Below are 16624 nucleotides of genomic sequence, written 5' to 3'. Positions count from 1 at the left end.
TCAGGACAGCACGAATCCTTTACGGCTCAGCGAATCCTCGACGCGCAGCCGTTCGAGATCCCGGTCCGTGCCCTCGCGCAATTCGCCGAGCCGGTGCTCGACGCCGATCTCGCGGCAGGCGGTGACGAGCAGTTCGTCGTACGCCTGCCGGGTGCCGATCCGGCGCGCGGCGGGCGTTCCGGCGGGCAGCTGGGCAAGCGTCCGGCGTACCCGGCGCAGGTCCGCGGCCACCTGCTCCACCGGCGGTTCGGACGGGACAGGGACGGCGCGTCGCCGACGCAGCCAGCGGCAGAGCGCCGGAACGCGGAGGGCAGCCCAGAACAACGCCGAGGGCGCCACGCTGACCACGGCGAACAGCAGAACCGGACCGGCCGCCATGCCCCCGAGTCTAGCCGCGGCGGCGTTTGCGCGCCCGGGTCGCGAACAGCACCGCCACCCCGGCCCCGAGCAGGACGACGCTGGCGACGACGTGCAGGTTCGGCGGCAGCACGTGCAACTGGACGAACCAGCTCGGGTGCCCCGCCCCGGCCAGCCGGTTGATCAGCCCGCCCGCGCCCTGCACCACCAGGAGAATCCCGAACAGCTCGATCACCGCGACGCCTCCTTTTTCGACGCGGAGGAGCCGAAAAGCTCCTGCCACAGCGGCCCGAAGACGAACCACAGGCCGGTGAGCGTGCCGAGCCGCGGCAGCCAGCCCCACAGCGGCTCGACGTGGCCGGAATCGCCGACCACCGCGATCGCGAGCAACAGCAGCCCGGCGCTGATGGCGGACGCCAGCACGCATTTGCCCCATTCACGCCATTCCTTGCGGGCCTTCGCCCGACCGGTCAGCTTCTCCGGCCGCGGCCCACCGGCGAAGCGGTGCGCGAACCGGGCGTCGGCCCACTCCACCATCGACGGCCCGAACACCACCGAGAAGCCCAAGTACACCGCGGCCAGCCCGTGCGTCACGTTCGGCTTCGCGCCGTTCATCAGGTCGATCACGGTGATCACCAGCAGCGCCAGGTCGACCACGGGCACCAGCGCGAGCAGCACGGTGCTGGCCTTCTGCTTGCGCAGCGCGTACCGGGTCAGCAGCCCGGCCGCGATGAAGACCCAGAACCCGATCTCGCACGCCACGATGGCGGCGGTCATCGGGCTGTTCAGAAGCTCGTCCATGGCTTCACTGTCGCGGGCGCGGGCGTCCGCGCGCGTCAGCGGACGGCACGATCGGGGGGTCATCATTTCGTAGGACGACCGGGGCGCGGCGATGTGCTGTCATGGTCGGGTGCGCCTGCGAGACCTGCGCTCGGCCCTCCCCCGGCCGCGCGAACTGCCGCCGTGGCAGCAGGACGGCCTCGTCGCGCTCGCGGTGTTCGCCGGCGGCACGATGCTGTACCTCACCGACAGCCACCGCCTGCTGCCGAGCGGCGACCCGTTCCCGCCGTGGATCCGGTTCGCCGAACTAGGCGCGATCTGCCTCGCCGCGTTCCTCCGCCGGAAAGTGCCGTGGGGGCTGCTGGTAGCCACCGGAATCGTCGGCGTCGATGTAGTGCTGGGCCTGTCGCTGCCGATAGCCATCGCGTACACGGATTTCCTCTACTCCGCGATGCTGTACGGCTCCCGCCGGACGAGCCGGGTGCTGGTCGGGGTGACCGCGACGATCACGCTCACCGTGCTGTTCGTGTTCCTGGCCGTCGCGGGCTGGCGGGCGGCGGCGCTGGGCGCGTTCAGCATGCTGTCGTTCCTGCTGGTCCCGGTGTGGTGGGGGGCGAATGTCCGGCAGCAGAGCGACATCGCGGCGTCCGAACGCGCCAACGCCGAACAGCTCGCGACGATCGCCGCGCTCGACCGGCGGGCGGCGGTGGCGGCCGAACGCGCGCGGATGGCCCGCGACCTGCACGACGTCGTCGCCGGGCATCTGTCGGCCATCGCCATTCAATCGGAGGCGGCACTGTCCATGGCGGACGATCCGAAGACCGCACAGACCGTGCTCGTCGCCGTGCGGGAGAACAGCGTGCGCGCGCTGGAGGAAATGCGCGCGATGATCGGCCTGCTGCGTTCGGAATCCGCGGAGGACGAGGTGACCGCCCCGGCCCGGCTGGCCGAACTGGCCCGGCTGGTGGAATCGGCCCGAGCGGCGGGCATGACGGTGACCGTGGATTCCACTGTGGACGAAGAACTCCCGACGGCAGTCGACCTCACCGCGTACCGGATCGCGCAGGAAGCGCTCACCAACGCGGTCAAACACGCGCCGGGCGGACAAGTGACGGTGCGGCTGCGCGTGGCCGACGACACGCTGAGCGTCGAAATCGGCAACGAACTGCTCGGCGCGCCGACCGGGTCCGACGGCGGCGGGCACGGTTTGCTGAGCATGCGCGAGCGCGCGCACGCCGTCGGCGGCACCCTGCGAGCGGGTCCGTCCGGGCCGCGCTGGCTTGTCCACGCCGAACTTCCCCTCGCCGGAGAACCGTCATGACCATCCGCGTCCTCGTCGCCGACGACCACGGCGCCATCCGCGCCGGGCTCGCGCTCATCCTCGGCAACGCCGAGGGCATCGAGGTGGTCGGCGAAGCCGCCGACGGCGAGGTCGCGCTGCGCCAGGCCCGCGCGCTGCGGCCGGACGTCGTCCTGATGGACGTCCGGATGCCCGGCACCGACGGGATCACCGCGACCCGGCAGCTGATCGCCGAGGGGCTCGCCGAAGTCCTCGTCCTCACCACCTTCGACCTCGACGAGTACGTGCACGCCGCGCTGCGCGCCGGGGCCGCCGGATTCCTGCTGAAGTCGGTCGAGGCGCCCCGGCTGATCGAGGCCGTCCGGCTGGTCGCGGCGGGCGAGGGCGTGCTCGCCCCGCAGGTCACGAAGCGGCTGATCGCCGCGTTCGCCAGCACCCCGGCCGCTCCGTCGCCCGCGCCGACCGGGCTCGCGGACCTCACCGAACGCGAACGCGAGGTGCTGGGCTGCCTCGGCGCCGGACTCTCGAACGCCGAAATCGGCGCCCGGCTGTACATCGGCGAGGCGACGGTGAAGACGCACGTCTCCCGGGTGCTCGCCAAGCTCGGCCTGCGGTCCCGGGTCCAGGCCGCGATCCTCGCCCAGGACCACGACATCGAGCCGCCGGGTTAGCCTTCCCGAACGAGACCGCGAAGCACCCCGCTCCGCCTCGGCGTCCAGCCGTCCGGCCAGCCGATCTGCGCATCCGCGCGCGACCTTCTAACGTTCCCCCATGGGCGAGCGGAGAACTCTCGACGTCGACGAAGTCCTCAAGCGGCAGGAATCCGGCGAGCTGAAGCGGCGGCTCAGGGGGCGCGACCTGATCGGGTTCGGCGTCGGCATCATCATCGGCACCGGGATCTTCACCCTCGCCGGGGTCGAGGCGAAGACGCACGCCGGGCCGTCGGTCACGCTGTCGTTCGTGATCGGCGCGGTGGTCGCCGGCCTCGCCGCGCTCTGCTACGCCGAACTGGCCTCCAGCGTGCCGACCGCGGGCAGCGCCTACACCTACGCCTTCGCCACCCTCGGCGAGATCTTCGCCTGGATCATCGGCTGGGACCTGCTGCTGGAGTTCGCGCTCGGCGCGGCCGTGGTGTCGCGCAGCTGGTCCGGCTACCTCGCGAACCTGCTCGGGCTGTCGCCGGACTGGTTCGGCGAGAACGCCACGGTCAACGTCGGCGCGGTGCTGATCATCGCGGTGCTGACGATCGTGGCCGTGGTCGGCATCAAGGAGTCCTCGTGGCTCACGAACCTGCTGGTGCTCGTGAAGGTCGCCGTCTGCGTGCTCATCCTCGCCGTCGGCGTCTTCTTCGTGAAGGGCTCGAATCTCACCCCGTTCATCCCGCCCGCGCAGCCGCCGTCGAGCAGCGCGAACGCGTTGCACCAGCCAGTGGTCCAGGCCGTGCTCGGGCTGGAGCAGTCGGTGTACGGCATCGCCGGCATGGTCACCGCCGCGGCGGTCGTGTTCTTCGCGTACACCGGCTTCGAAGCGCTCGCCAACCTCGGCGAGGAGACGATCAACCCGCGCAAGGACCTCCGCGTCGGCATTCTAGGCGCGCTGGCCGTGTGCGCGGTGCTCTACATCGGCGTGTCGATCGTGCTCACCGGCATGGTCCACTACTCCGACATCGACTCCGGCGCGCCGCTCGCCGACGCGTTCGACCGGGTCGGCCAGCACTGGGTCGGCGCGCTGATCTCGCTGGGCGCGGTCACCGGGCTGACGTCGGTGATGATGGTCGAACTGGTCACGATCGGCCGGATCGGCTTCGCGATGGGCCGCGACGGCCTGCTGCCCAAGGCGATCGGCACGGCGCACCCGCGCTGGGGCACGCCGCACCGGATGACCATCGGCGGGGCCGCGCTGATCGCCGTGCTGGCGGCGTTCGTGCCGATCTCGGCGCTGGCCGACATGGTCAGCATCGGCGCGCTGTCGGCGATGATCATCGTCGCGGTCGCGGTGCCGGTGCTGCGCAAACGCCGCCCGGACCTGAAGCGGCCGTTCACCGTGCCGTTCTCGCCGGTGCTGCCGATCATCGCCGCGCTGGCGTGCTTCTATCTCATGCTGAACCTCGACGTGATGACCTGGCTCCGGTTCGCCGCGTGGCTCGTGATCGGCCTGCTGATCTACTTCTTCTACGGCCGCAAGCACTCCCGCTTCGCGAAGTAGGTTCAGGCCACCGCGAGGTGGACGCGGAGGTGCCGCGGGTTCTCGATCTCGTCGAGCAGCGCCACGGCGAAGTCGGCGTACGAGATCTTGACCGAGAGGTCGCCGTGCTCGCCGATTTCGTAGCGGCCGGTGCGCTCGCCGCCGTGGTCGAAATCGCCGACCGGGCTGACGTACACCCAGTCCAGTCCGGCGCCCTCAGTGCGCAGCACTTCGAGCCCCGCCGCGTGGGCCTGGCAGAACGGGCGGAACTCGGCGGGTATCGAGTCCAGCACCGAGGTCCCGTCGGCGGCGGGCAGCAGCGCGGACAGCCCGACCGCGACGAGCCTGGCCTGTGACAAACCGGTGACGAGAGCGTGTGCGGCGTCGGTGAAGAACGCGTGCGGGTCGGTGCCCTCGCCGTAGACCGCGGCCGCGTTGACGACCGCGTCCTGCCCGGCGACGAGGGCGGCGACGTCGGCCGCGTCGGTGACATCGCCGGCGACGACCTCTGCCAGGTCGGGATAGCGCGCGGGATCGCGAACCACCGCGGTGACGTCGTGCCCGCGCCGCCGTGCCTCCGCGACCGCCTGCCGTCCGGCCCGGCCGCCCGCCCCGAAAATGACGATCTTGCTCATCGTGGGAATACCTCCTGGGGTGTCGATGCTCTGGAAAGTAACCAGGGGGCCGGTTCCCTCCGGGATACTGAGAGGAGACCGCGATGACCGTGCGGCAGCCGTTGCCTCCGGATCTGTTCGAGGAGCTGTGCCCGTCCTCGCTGGTGCCGGTCCGGTTCGGAGACAAGTGGTCCGCCTTGGTGCTCCGCTGTCTGGAGGACGGCCCGCGCCGGTTCTCCGAACTGCGGGTGCCGCTGCACCGCGTCACACCGAAGGTGCTGACCCAGACCTTGCGCGGCCTCGAACGTTCCGGCCTGGTGTCTCGGACGGCGCACGAGGATCCCGCGTTGGGGGTGGAGTACGCGCTGACGCCGCTGGGCCGCAGCTTGCTGGAGCCGATGCAGGTGGTCTACGGCTGGGTCGCGGAGCATTGGGAAGAGCTGCTGGAGGCGCAGGAGCGCTACGACTAGCCGGTGCGCAACCCCGCGTAGGAAACCGCCTGCGCCAGCGCGTCCGCGTATCGGGCGTCCGCTACCAGCAGCACCGATTCCAGTCCCGCCGCGATCCATTCCACCGGCTGGTCGTGCACGCCTTCGTCGCCCAGTTCGCGGTAAGTGTCCACAACGGACAGCAGCGTGCCCTCCGCGCCCAGGCGTACTCCGGCGAGCAGCACGTGGTGCGGTGCGGGCGGCCGCCACCGGTTTGTCCACAGTGGAGGGATGCCGGTGTCGAGGTAGTCCTGCAGCGCGCGTTCGGGCGTGTCCGGCGAGCCCAGTTCCGCCGGATCGACCCGGGCCAGCACCGCCACTCGCGGCAATTCCCACAGGCCCAGCAGCAGATCCGAGACCGTCGAAGTGCTCCACTCCCCCAGCGCCGGAACCACCGCCAGCTTCCCCTCGGACAGCGTCCGGATCGCCGTGGCCAAGCCGTCCAGCGAGGTGCCCGCAGCCGTCTCGTCGAACGGCACCGGAAGACGGAAGTCGTTACGGGGCAACGCACCTGCCGGACGGCTCGCCGATGCGCGCACCGTCCCGGCCGCGATCGCCACCTCGTCCTGGTCCGGTACCGCGATGTCCGCCGCGCGCAGCGTCACAAGCCCGGTGAAGGCCGCCGCCAGACCGTCCTTCTGCGGGAGTTCCGCGCGAGCTTCGGCGACCAGGCGCGCACCGCCGGGAAGCCAGTGGACGTCGGAAAGCCCCGTGTTCAGTACCGCCACAGATGCGCCGCCACGATCTCCTCAGGCGCCCGCTCGGCGGCCCACGCCGCGTCCGAGGCGCGCACCGCGCGGAACGCGCCGAGCAGCTCGTCCCCCAGCGCCCCGGACACGCGCGGATTCGCCAGCAGCGCAGTGTCCTGTTCGGACGGACTCGCCGGCAGCGGAAGTACCCCCGCAGTGTTCCGCTCCCCTTCGCTCCAGCCGCCCGGGTCCTCCGCGATCGGGTCCGGCAGGACCGCCGAATCCTCGATCCCGGCCAGCCCGGCAGCGAGTACGACCGCCAGCGCGAGATACGGGTTGGCCGACGCGTCCGACGTCTTCAGCTCGACATTCGCGTGCTCCGTCCCGAGCAACGCCGTGCCCGGGACGTACCGCAGCGGCGCTTCGCGGTTCTCGACGCCCCAAAACGCATACGCACCAGCGAAAAACCCCGGCCGCAACCGCATCGTCGACGGCACGCTCGGGGCCGTGATCGCCGTCAGCGCGGGCAAATCCCGCAGCAACCCGCCGAGGTAGGCCGCGCCGTCGCCTTCCGGTACGCCGTCGCCAGCGAGAAGGTTGCGGCCCTTGCGGCGGATCGAAGTGTGCAAATGCCAGCCGTTCCCGGCGGCCCCGAGGCCGATCATCGGTGCGAAACTCGCCACGAGTCCGTGTGCGTGCGCGGCGGCGTGGATGGTCTGTCGCGCCAAAAGCTGATCGTCCGCCGCGGACACCGGATCCGTGGCGGCGAGCGACAATTCCAGCTGTGCCACGCCGTATTCCGCGTGCAACTGGCCGATCTGCAGGCCGTTCGCGGCGAAATCGTGCAGCAGCGCGGCAATGAACTCGTCCAAGGCGATCAGCGCGTGCGGGCTGTACGCCGGACCGCGATGTCCGGGCGCGGACACGATGTCCTCGCTGCCTGCCGGCGCGACGGAGAACTCAAGCTCATACCCAGCCCGGAATTCGAGGCCGCGCCGCGCTGCCTCGGCGACCTGCCGCTCCAAAACGGACCGTTGGCAATACGGCCAGGGCGACCCGTCCGCGGCGAGCTGCCGCACCGGCGCCCAGGCGAGCGCGGGCTGCCCGGCGAGCCGGCGAAGCCGTTCCACGACCGGCACGAGCCGGATGTCGCCGGACGGCGTGCCGAGGCCGGAATGCGCGTAGGTGATGGCGTCGTGGCTGTCGAAGACCGCGAACAGCGAGGTCGCGCCCACGCCGCGGACCGCCGCGTCGGCCAGCCCGCCGATCGGGACCACGCGCGAGCGCGGGATGCCGTTGTTGTCCGCCCAGGCCAGGTGGACGCCGCTGACCCCCGCCGCGGCCAGGTCCTTCGCCGCCGCCGACGCCGCCTTGGTCATGGCAACCTCCTCGGGCTCCGGATCAGTATCGCGGGCCGGGGCCGCCCGGGCCATCCGCGAGTGTTCACCCGGGCGGCTCAGCGACCGGCCCGGCGTCGTCCCGGCTGCGCAACGCCACCCCGGCGACGACGGCGAGCGTCCCGATCGCCTCGATGACGCTCGGCACCTGCGCGAGCACCACGAACCCGACGACGCCCGCCGTCACCGGCAGCAATGCCAGCAGCACCGCGAACCGCGCCTGCCCGAGCCGGCGCAGGACCACTTGGTCGAGCGCGTACGGCACAACGGTCGACAGCACGCCGACGCCGATGCCGAGCAGCAGCATGCGTGGCGAACCCCACACTTCGCCGGTGCCCAGCGCGAGCGGCGACAGCACGACGGTCGCCACCACGAACCCGACCGCCAGCGAATCCAGCCCGTCCCCGCCGATCGCGACCCGCTTGCCGAGCACGATGTACCCCGCCCAAGCCGCCGCCGCGGCCAGCGCGAACACGACGCCGAGCGGACTGCCCGCGATCCGCACGTCCGCGATCGCGACCACGCCGACCGCCACCAGGACCAGCGCGATCAAATCGCGCCGGGTCCGTGACCCGATCGCAGCCACGACGACCGGACCGGCGAACTCCAGCGCGACGACCGTGCCCAGCGGCAACCGCGCGATGGCCTCGTAAAAGACCACGTTCATCCCCGCGGTGACGACCCCGAAAGCGCCCGCGAGCAGCAGCCGTTTGCCCTGCCAGGCAGCTTTCGGCGGCCGCCGCCACAGCAGCAGCACGACGGCCGCCCCGAGACAGCGCAGCCACGCAACCCCGGCGGGCGTGGCGTGCCCGAAGAGGTCGACGGCGATGGCCGCACCGGCATACATCGAAATTCCGCTGAGAACGAACAAGACCGGTGCCGGAATCGCGTTCACGCGCTTCCAGGAGAGTGCGATGCCCACTCCCGCATGGTGCCTGACCACGGAAAACGCCCGGCAGCGGGTGGTCTGGTCCTACGGGTTGGGACGCCGCTGCGGCAACCGGGCTAATTCGGCGTGACGCACCTCCCACCGGCGCGGGAACACTTGCGGGCCGCCAAACGTCTGCAAGAGTGGAAGCACGAACACCGCGGAGCCGGAAGCATCCCCGCCGAAGGCATCGAGACCGAAGTGGGCGTAGCTGGATCGAGGCACCGGGCGACCGGTGCCGGGACGGAGGGAGACCCCCATGACAACACCGACGCTCACCCGCCCCGAATTGACCGCAGCCGACCGATGCGACCGGTGCGGAGCAGCAGCTCAGGTACGCGCTGTCCTCAGCTCCGGAGGCGAGCTGCTCTTCTGCGGGCACCACGCCCGCGAGCACGAGGCCAAGCTCAAGGAACTGGCCGCGGAGATCCAGAAGTAAGTTCGCTCACCGACAGATTCCGCTTCGGAGGCGGCAAGCGCAGACGCGCTTGCCGCCTCCGGCGTTTTCCGCCCCGGTGAGCGGGACGCAAGCTCGAGGTTTTGTGCCGCCTCGGCACCTTCCGCTTGCCCTCTTGCCGCGCCGCCCCAGCCGCCGGTCCGCTTTAGCCCCGCCGCTGGCCCTTACGGCACCGCCAGGCCACCGCCGACCGCCACCCACGCACCTCCAGACCCCCGCAGACGTCCGTGAGGGGAACCCTGAGGGACTCAGGTCCCTCAGGGTTCCCCTCACGACCCTCCGCCAGACGTGAAGGGCTCCTTGAGGGAATTAGATTCCCTCAAGGAGCCCTTCACGGACCGCTCCCGCCGACCCCGCCGAGATCTCCCCAATGTGGCATTGGGGCGCTAACCGCACGCCGCGCCCCACAGCAACCACCCACTCAAGCCGCGAAAACCGCCGCCGATGCACCCACCACCGGGGGCACCCAACCCTCCCCCAACCCCGATACAAAGCCGCCCTGCGGTTCGGGGGTGCTTGTCAAGGCATCTTTCCCGCCTTGACAAGCACCCCCGAACCGTCAGCACAATCAACAATCGGGGTGCCCCACGCAACCAAGGCGCAGCAATGTCGCCCCCCAGGGCGACGAGCCGCCCCACTCACACCATGTCCAAAACCACCTCAAACGCCACCTCAGCCGCCCCCAGCAGCTTCACATCCGCCCCCAACGCCGAACTGACGATCCGAGTCCCCCCAACCGCCCGAGAAACCAAACTCCTCCCCCGGACCTCCTCGGCAACCGCCCGCATCACCGACTCCGGCAACACCGTCAGCAAATCCCCCAGCACCACCAACTCCGGCCCCAGCAGATTAACCACGTTGACCAGCCCCAACGTGAGCCACTCCGCATACTCCGCCAACCGCGAGGCAGCCGCGGCGGCATCCAACCCCAACTCCCGCAGCTCAACCAGAATCACCCCGCGAGGCGTGTCCTCCGGCAATCCCAGCGCCCGGCACAACGCCGCCTCGCCGATCTCGGTCTCCCAGCACCCGCGGCTCCCGCAGTAGCAAGCCCGCCCGCCCGGCCGGATCGCCATGTGCCCGATCTCGCCGACGTACCCGGCTCCTCCGCGCAGCGAAGACCCCTGCGAAATCACCCCACCGCCGACCCCGACATCCGCGGACACGTACACCGAATCCGAAGAACCCCGGGCCGCCCCGCGCAAATGCTCGGCGACCGCGCCCAGTTCGGCGTCGTTGGCCACCAGCACGGGGATCCGCAAAACCGCCGAAAGCCGGTCCCCGAGTGCCACATCGGTCCACCGCAGGTTGGGGGCCTCGTGCACCAGGCCGTCCGCCCGCCGCACCACCCCGGGCACCGAGACCCCGGCCGCCACCGGCTCCACGCCGAGGTCGCTGGCCAGCACCCGCGTCGACTCGATGACGTGGGTGATGACCTCGTCCGCGGTCCGCGTCCGGGCGTGCAGGTTCCAGCTGTTGCGCCCGAGGATCTGCCCGCCGAGCCCGACCAGCGCGATCGCCACGTGCTCGACCTGCAAGTCGACCGCGAGCACGACCGCGGCGTGCGGCTGCGGCAGGACCAGGAGCGAGGGGCGGCCCGCCCCTCGCCCCGGCCTCGGCACTTTCTCCTCGACCACGCCGGCTTCGGCGAGGCCGTCGACGAGGGTTTTGATGGTGCTCCGGTTGAGCCCCAGTTCGGTGGCCAGCGCAGCCCGCGTGCTCGGCCCGCCGACGTGCAGCAGGCGCAGCAGAGTCGTGCGGTTGTGCCGGCGCACCTCGTCCGGGCGGGCGACGGGCGGGCTGCTCACCGGATCATCTTCCCATCTGCCCTCAGCGTGCCGACGCCTCAGCCCGCCGTCGCGACAACGCGTCCACCGAAGCGGCCAGCAGCAGCACCAGGCCGGTGATGATGTTGACCACCGCGGCCTTCTGCTGGAGCAGGCCAAGGCCGTTGTTGACGATCGCCAGCACCGCGCCGCCGATCACCGCGTCCATGATCCGGCCCTTGCCGCCGAACAGCGAGGTGCCGCCGATGACCGCCGCGCCGACCGCGAACAGCAGCGTGTTCAGGCCGCCGGACTGGCCGCTGACCGAGCCGACCTTCGACGAGTACACGATCGCGCCGATCGCCGCGAACGACGAGCTGATCACGAACACGCTGGTGCGCAGCTTCGGCACGTTGATGCCGGCGCGGCGCGCGGCCTCCTTGTTGCCGCCCACCGCGTACAGGTGCCGGCCGTACTTGGTGCGGTTGAGCACGTAGGTGCCCGCCACCAGCAGGACCAGCACGATCGGCACGACGTAGGGCACGCCCGCGATCACGACGAGGTCGTTCGACGCCCGGTTGATGGTGAGCAGGTACGTCGCGACCGCGGCGACGACCGCGATGGCACCGACCTTCGCCAGCACGATCGGCGTCGGCTGGACCACCAGGCCGCGCTTCAGCCGCGAGAAGTGCTGTCCGAGCGCGAGCACCGCGTATCCGCCTGCCGCCACCACGAACAGCACCCAGCTGCCGACGACCGAGAGGTTGCCGTTGGCGACCGCGTTGAGCGTGTCGCTCGTGCTGATCGGCAGCGTGCCGCCTTCGCCGACGAACTGCAGGATCACGCCCTGCCACACGATGAACAGCGCCAGCGTGACGACGAAGGACGGCATCCCGATCTTCGACACGAGGAAACCGGTGATGCAGCCGATCGCGGTGCCGGTGCAGACCGCGATGAGCATTTCGACCCACGCGTTGACCGGCGCGCCGATCAGGATCACCACGATGCCGACCAGCGAAACCGCCGCCCCGGCCCAGATCTTCTGCAGCAGCGCCAGCACCACCGCGAGCACGAGCACCGCGATGAACGTGATGAACACGCCGGTTCCCATGGAGCCCAGCAAGTTTCCATTGTGGACATAGTGCAGCGCCATCAGCGACGCGCACACGCCGGAAGCGGTGCCCGCGGACAGGTCGATCTCGCCCAGCAGCAGCACGAACACGATGCCCATCGCGATGATGGTCTGGCCCGCGCCCTGCTCCAGCAGGTTGGCGATGTTCCGCAGAGTGAAGAAGTCGCCGGAAAGCGCACTGAACAGCACGGCGAGCACGATCACGCCGAGCACGGCGGGAATCGAGCCGAGCTGCCCGTCCTTCATCCGCGCGAAGTAGTCCCTGATCGCTTCGCCGGTGGACAACGAGGTGGTGTCGATGCCGAAGTCGGCGATCGCCCCGCTGGGCGCGTCCGGCGTCTGCGGCTTCTCGGAAGTTTCGGTCATGGCGGGTTCTTTCTCGCTCACAGCGCGACAGCTTCGGGACGGGCCAGGCCGAGATCGCCCGATCGGCCCGCGGTGATGAGTTCGACGACCTGGCTGTGCGTGACGTCGCCGGTCTGGACCTCCGCGACCAGCCGGCCGAGGTAGAGCACCGCGATCCGGTCCGCGACCTCGAACACGTCGGCCATGTTGTGGCTGATCAGCACGACGCCGAGGCCCTGTTCGGCCAGCCGGCGCACGAGATCGAGCACCTGCTTGGTCTGCGCGACGCCGAGCGCGGCGGTCGGCTCGTCGAGGATGACGACTTTGCTGTTCCACAGCACCGATTTCGCGATCGCGACGGTCTGGCGCTGCCCGCCGGACAGCGAGGAAACCGGGGTGCGGACGGATTTCACCGTACGGACGCCCAGCGACGCCAGCGTTTCGCGCGCGGCCTTCTCCATGCTGGCCTCGTCGAGCAGCCAGCTGCTGCCGCGCTCGCGGCCGAGGAACATGTTCTGCACGATGTCGAGGTTGTCGGCGAGCGCGAGGTCCTGGTACACGACCTCGATGCCGAGTCCCGCGGCGTCCTTGGGGCCGCGGATGTGCGCGTCCGCGCCGTTGAACCGCACCGCTCCGGTGTCGTAGGGGTGGATGCCCGCGATGCATTTGACCAAAGTGGACTTGCCGGCCCCGTTGTCGCCGACGAGCGCGGTCACTTCGCCCGCCCGCACGGCGAAGTCCACGTCGTGCAGGACGTGAACCGGGCCGAAGCTCTTGTTCAGGCCGGTGATGTCGAGAATGGGCTCGCTCATGGATTCGCTTGTCTCTCGCGTGGGTGCCGGGCCGGAACGCGTGTCGGGGGAACGCGTCCCGGCCCGGCTGCTTGGCGGGGAGTGGCTACGGCGTCAGGAGATGCCGTTTTCGGTGCACTTGGCGGCGAGGTCGCCGGTGCAGATGTCGGACGCCTTGACGTAGCCCTGCTGGACGACGGTCTTGATGTCCTTGATCGTGATCAGCTGCGGCTGCAGCAGCACCGACTTCAGGTCGCGGTTGTTCTTCGGGTCGTGCAGCTTGCCGGTGGCGATCGCGTCCGCGGCGGCCTTGTCGCCCTTGGCCAGCGCGGCCGCGAGCTTCGCGGTGTTCTCCGCCTCTTCCTTGATCGGCTTGAAGATCGTCAGCGTCTGGTCGCCGCGCAGGATCGCCTGCAGGCCGGCCGGGGTCGAGTCCTGGCCGGTGACCGGGACCTTCCCGTTGAGCCCGTTCTTCTTCAGCACGGTGATCACCGCGCCGGCCAGCTCGTCGTTCGCCGCGACGACGCCGTCGACCTTGCCGTTGACGCGGGTGAAGATCTGCTCGAAGGTCGTGCCGCCGACCTGGGCGTCCCAGTTGTCGATGGCCTGCTTCTGCACGAGCTTGAGCGCGCCCGAGTCGTACAGCGGCTTGAGGATCTTGTCGTGGCCGTTGCCGAACAGGGTCGCGTTGTTGTCCGTCGGCGCGCCCTCGATCTGGACGACGTTGGCTCCCGGCTTGCTCTTCAGCGCGTCCGCGAGGCCCTGGGCCTGGATCTCGCCGACCTTCTCGTTGTCGAACGAGACGTAGTAGTCGGCCGAACCGCCGAGGCTCGGGCGGTCGTAGTCGATCACCGGGATGCCCGCGTTCTTGGCCTTGGCCTCGATCGCCGCGCCGACCGCGGGGTCGGACGGGGCGATGATCAGCACCTTGACGCCCGAGCTGATGAACCCGTCGGCGAGGGTGGAGAACTTCTGGTTGTCGCCCTGGGCGTTCTGGATGTCGGCGCTGAAGCCCTGCGCGGAGAGCGCGGCCTGCAGCATCGGCTTGTCGAAGGCTTCCCAGCGGGCCGAGGTGGCGGTCTCCGGCAGGATCACGCCGACCTTGCCGCTGGCGCCGCCGCCCGCCGGGGCGGAAGCGGAGCTCTTGCTGTCCCCCGAGCTCCCGGAGCCCGCGCTGTTGGCGCCGCACGCCGAAAGCGCCAGGCCGGCGCTCACCGTCGCGGCGAGGAGGGTAAGGGTTCTGGTGCGCATCCTCGTTCCTTCTCCGATCATGCTCGCGGGGTGATCGGGAGGGGTCCCCGTGCACCGTCGCAGATATGTTGTGGCCGACAACATATGCCGCGGAACGGCTCTGCGGAAGATGGCGGGATCGAGTAACCGAAACCAAATGGACACGGTTCGGCAACGCAGGCCTCATCTGCGCGGTGCGCTGACTGAGTGATCCCTGCCACGCACCGAGCGTAACGAGAAGTTGTCCGGTCTTGTCCGGTCCGAGGCGCGACGGTGCCCCTTCAGGCGCCCGGATCGCCCCGGACGAACTGTCCTACCAGGAGAAGGGGCGCACGACCACGTCGTGCGCCCCGCTGTTTGCCGAGAAGGACTACCAGGAGCGCAGCGTGACGATGCGTTCCTCGAGCTGCTCCACCGTGGCCATCGCGGTGGGCGGGCCGCCGCACTGGCGGCGCAGTTCGTTGTGGATCGCGCCGTGCGGTTTCTTCGTGCGGTGGTGGTACACGCCGACCAGCGCGTTGAGCTCCTTGCGCAGCGCGCCGAGCCGTTCGGTCACCGACTGCGGCCGGGGCGCGGGCGCGGCCTGCTCCTCGGCCTTCGGCTTGCGCCGCTTCTCGTCGGAGATCTGCTCTTCCTGCCGCTTGCGCAGCAGCGCGCGGACCTGGTCCGGCTCCAGCAGGCCGGGAAGGCCGAGGTACTCCTGCTCCTCGTCGGAACCGGAGAAGACCGCGGTGCCGAACGAGTTGCCGTCGTAGATGACCTGGTCGAGCTCGGCCGAGGCGTGCAGCGAGGTGAACGCCTTCTCCTCCTCGCCCGGTTCGTCCTCGGTGCGGTTGGCCTGGGCGAGCAGTTCGTCGTCCCAGCCTTCCTTCTCCCGGTGCGGTTTGCCGAGCACGTGGTCGCGCTGCGCTTCCAGCTCGCTGGCCAGTTCCAGCAGCACCGGCACGCTCGGCAGGAAGATGCTCGCCGTCTCGCCCTTTTTCCGGGCCCGCACGTAGCGGCCGATGGCCTGTGCGAAGAACAGCGGGGTGGACGCGCTGGTCGCGTACACGCCGACGGCCAGCCGCGGGACGTCGACGCCTTCGGACACCATCCGGACCGCGACGATCCAGCGTTCCGTGGTCTCGGAGAACTCCTTGATCCGCCCGGACGCCTTCGGGTCGTCGGACAGCACCAGCGTCGGCGTTTCACCGCAGATCCGTTCCAGGATCTTGGCGTAGGCGCGCGCGGTTTCCTGGTCGGTGGCGATCACCAGGCCGCCCGCGTCCGGGATGCCCTGGCGGACCTGGCTGAGCCGCGTGTCGGCGGCCTGCAGCACCGCCGGGATCCACTCGCCGGCCGGGTCGAGCGCGGTGCGCCAGGCGCGCGCGTTCTGCTCCGCGGTGAGCGGTTCGCCCAGCCGCGCGGTGAACTCCTCGCCCGCGCTGGTGCGCCACGAGGCCTCGCCGGAGTAGGCGAGGAACACGACCGGCCGGACCACGCCGTCGGCGAGGGCGTCGGAGTAGCCGTACGAGTGGTCCGCTTTGCTGCGCTGGAACCCGCCCGCGTCCGGTTCGTAGGTGACGAACGGGATCGGCGAGTCGTCGCTGCGGAACGGGGTCCCGGTGAGCGCGAGCCTGCGCACCGCGGGCGTGAACGCCTCGCTGGTCGCGTCGCCCCAGGACTTCGCGTCGCCCGCGTGGTGGATCTCGTCGAGGATCACCAGCGTCTTGCGGTTCTCCGTGCGCACCCGGTGCAGCGTGGGATGCGCGGCGACCTGCGCGTAGGTGACCGCGACGCCGCGGTAGTCCGACGACGTGACGCCGGTGGTGTTGCGGAAGTTCGAGTCGATCGGGATGCCCGCCGCCGCGGCCGAGGCCGCCCACTGGTGCTTCAGGTGCTCGGTCGGGGTGACGATCGTGACCGCCTCGACGGTCCGGTCCGACAGCAGTTCGGCGGCGATCCGGAGGCCGAAGACGGTCTTGCCCGCGCCCGGCGTCGCGACCGCGAGGAAGTCCTTCGGCTTGCTCGACAGGTACTTCGTGAGCGCTCGGCGCTGCCAGGCGCGCAGCGGGCGCGCGGTGGAGTCCGTCGCTGCGGGCGGCGCCCCGAGGACCGGCTGGGTCGTCTCGGACAAAACTCGGTTCACCCCCTCCTCGGGCCGCTCGGCGCGGCCGTGACGTGCGA

At 70.4% G+C, this 16624-nt stretch carries 17 protein-coding genes; 5 read left to right on the top strand and 12 right to left on the bottom strand.

What is annotated here, in order from left to right:
* The 3 genes from CU254_RS10815 to CU254_RS10805 are packed head-to-tail and all read right to left on the bottom strand — an operon-like array spanning nt 1 to nt 1158.
* Entirely contained in the window at nt 1-378 is a 378-nt protein-coding gene (locus tag CU254_RS10815; protein ID WP_009075543.1) for a hypothetical protein, read from the bottom strand.
* A gap of 10 nt (nt 379-388) precedes the next feature.
* Nucleotides 389-592, bottom strand: coding sequence for a hypothetical protein (locus CU254_RS10810; protein ID WP_037713262.1), 204 nt, complete (start codon nt 590-592; stop codon nt 389-391).
* On the bottom strand, nt 589-1158 hold the full coding sequence (locus CU254_RS10805; protein ID WP_009075541.1) for a hypothetical protein: 570 nt from the start codon (nt 1156-1158) through the stop codon (nt 589-591). The genes CU254_RS10810 and CU254_RS10805 overlap by 4 nt, the downstream gene beginning before the upstream one ends.
* Nucleotides 1159-1249: 91 nt before the next feature.
* Here CU254_RS10805 and CU254_RS10800 point away from each other — a divergent pair, with 91 nt between their 5' ends.
* The 3 genes from CU254_RS10800 to CU254_RS10790 all read left to right on the top strand — a co-directional run bounded on the left by CU254_RS10800 (nt 1250) and on the right by CU254_RS10790 (nt 4642).
* Nucleotides 1250-2458 (top strand): sensor histidine kinase, encoded by a 1209-nt coding sequence (locus CU254_RS10800; RefSeq protein ID WP_009075539.1) that lies wholly within the window; start codon nt 1250-1252, stop codon nt 2456-2458.
* Nucleotides 2455-3108, top strand: coding sequence for a response regulator transcription factor (locus CU254_RS10795; protein ID WP_009075537.1), 654 nt, complete (start codon nt 2455-2457; stop codon nt 3106-3108). Before CU254_RS10800 ends, CU254_RS10795 begins: the two co-directional genes overlap by 4 nt.
* Nucleotides 3109-3208: 100 nt before the next feature.
* Entirely contained in the window at nt 3209-4642 is a 1434-nt protein-coding gene (locus CU254_RS10790; RefSeq protein ID WP_009075535.1) for an APC family permease, read from the top strand.
* Between the two features lie 2 nt (nt 4643-4644).
* On the opposite strand, the gene CU254_RS10785 is transcribed toward CU254_RS10790, so the two are convergent.
* Nucleotides 4645-5265, bottom strand: a complete 621-nt coding sequence (locus tag CU254_RS10785; RefSeq protein WP_369871177.1) for an NAD(P)-dependent oxidoreductase — start codon at nt 5263-5265, stop codon at nt 4645-4647.
* A gap of 74 nt (nt 5266-5339) precedes the next feature.
* Here CU254_RS10785 and CU254_RS10780 point away from each other — a divergent pair, with 74 nt between their 5' ends.
* Nucleotides 5340-5705, top strand: coding sequence for a helix-turn-helix domain-containing protein (locus CU254_RS10780; protein ID WP_009075530.1), 366 nt, complete (start codon nt 5340-5342; stop codon nt 5703-5705).
* On the opposite strand, the gene CU254_RS10775 is transcribed toward CU254_RS10780, so the two are convergent.
* From CU254_RS10775 to CU254_RS10765, 3 genes are all read right to left on the bottom strand, one after another.
* Nucleotides 5702-6451, bottom strand: a complete 750-nt coding sequence (locus tag CU254_RS10775; RefSeq protein WP_009075528.1) for a hypothetical protein — start codon at nt 6449-6451, stop codon at nt 5702-5704. The genes CU254_RS10780 and CU254_RS10775 overlap by 4 nt on opposite strands.
* Nucleotides 6439-7791: a glutamine synthetase family protein gene (locus CU254_RS10770; protein WP_037713259.1), complete on the bottom strand. Its 1353-nt coding sequence runs from the start codon at nt 7789-7791 to the stop codon at nt 6439-6441. Before CU254_RS10770 ends, CU254_RS10775 begins: the two co-directional genes overlap by 13 nt.
* Before the next feature lie 64 nt (nt 7792-7855).
* Entirely contained in the window at nt 7856-8656 is an 801-nt protein-coding gene (locus tag CU254_RS10765) for a DMT family transporter (RefSeq protein WP_037716893.1), read from the bottom strand.
* A 340-nt stretch (nt 8657-8996) separates the two neighbouring features.
* Between CU254_RS10765 and CU254_RS10760 the strand changes: the two genes are divergently transcribed.
* Entirely contained in the window at nt 8997-9176 is a 180-nt protein-coding gene (locus CU254_RS10760; protein ID WP_037358805.1) for a hypothetical protein, read from the top strand.
* 656 nt (nt 9177-9832) lie between these two features.
* On the opposite strand, the gene CU254_RS10755 is transcribed toward CU254_RS10760, so the two are convergent.
* From CU254_RS10755 to CU254_RS10735, 5 genes are all read right to left on the bottom strand, one after another.
* Entirely contained in the window at nt 9833-11002 is a 1170-nt protein-coding gene (locus tag CU254_RS10755) for an ROK family transcriptional regulator (protein WP_009075522.1), read from the bottom strand.
* Between the two features lie 22 nt (nt 11003-11024).
* Nucleotides 11025-12458: a sugar ABC transporter permease gene (locus CU254_RS10750; RefSeq protein ID WP_009075520.1), complete on the bottom strand. Its 1434-nt coding sequence runs from the start codon at nt 12456-12458 to the stop codon at nt 11025-11027.
* A 17-nt stretch (nt 12459-12475) separates the two neighbouring features.
* Nucleotides 12476-13249: an ATP-binding cassette domain-containing protein gene (locus CU254_RS10745; RefSeq protein ID WP_009075518.1), complete on the bottom strand. Its 774-nt coding sequence runs from the start codon at nt 13247-13249 to the stop codon at nt 12476-12478.
* Between the two features lie 93 nt (nt 13250-13342).
* Nucleotides 13343-14479 (bottom strand): sugar ABC transporter substrate-binding protein, encoded by a 1137-nt coding sequence (locus CU254_RS10740; RefSeq protein WP_009075516.1) that lies wholly within the window; start codon nt 14477-14479, stop codon nt 13343-13345.
* 349 nt (nt 14480-14828) lie between these two features.
* Entirely contained in the window at nt 14829-16574 is a 1746-nt protein-coding gene (locus tag CU254_RS10735; RefSeq protein ID WP_037716891.1) for a DEAD/DEAH box helicase, read from the bottom strand.
* Between the last annotated feature and the right edge of the window lie 50 nt (nt 16575-16624).

Origin of the sequence: Amycolatopsis sp. AA4, assembly GCF_002796545.1 — a bacterium.
Lineage (GTDB): Bacteria > Actinomycetota > Actinomycetes > Mycobacteriales > Pseudonocardiaceae > Amycolatopsis.
Note: the sequence above shows the minus strand (reverse complement) of the source record. Positions and strands in the feature narration are given on the sequence as shown.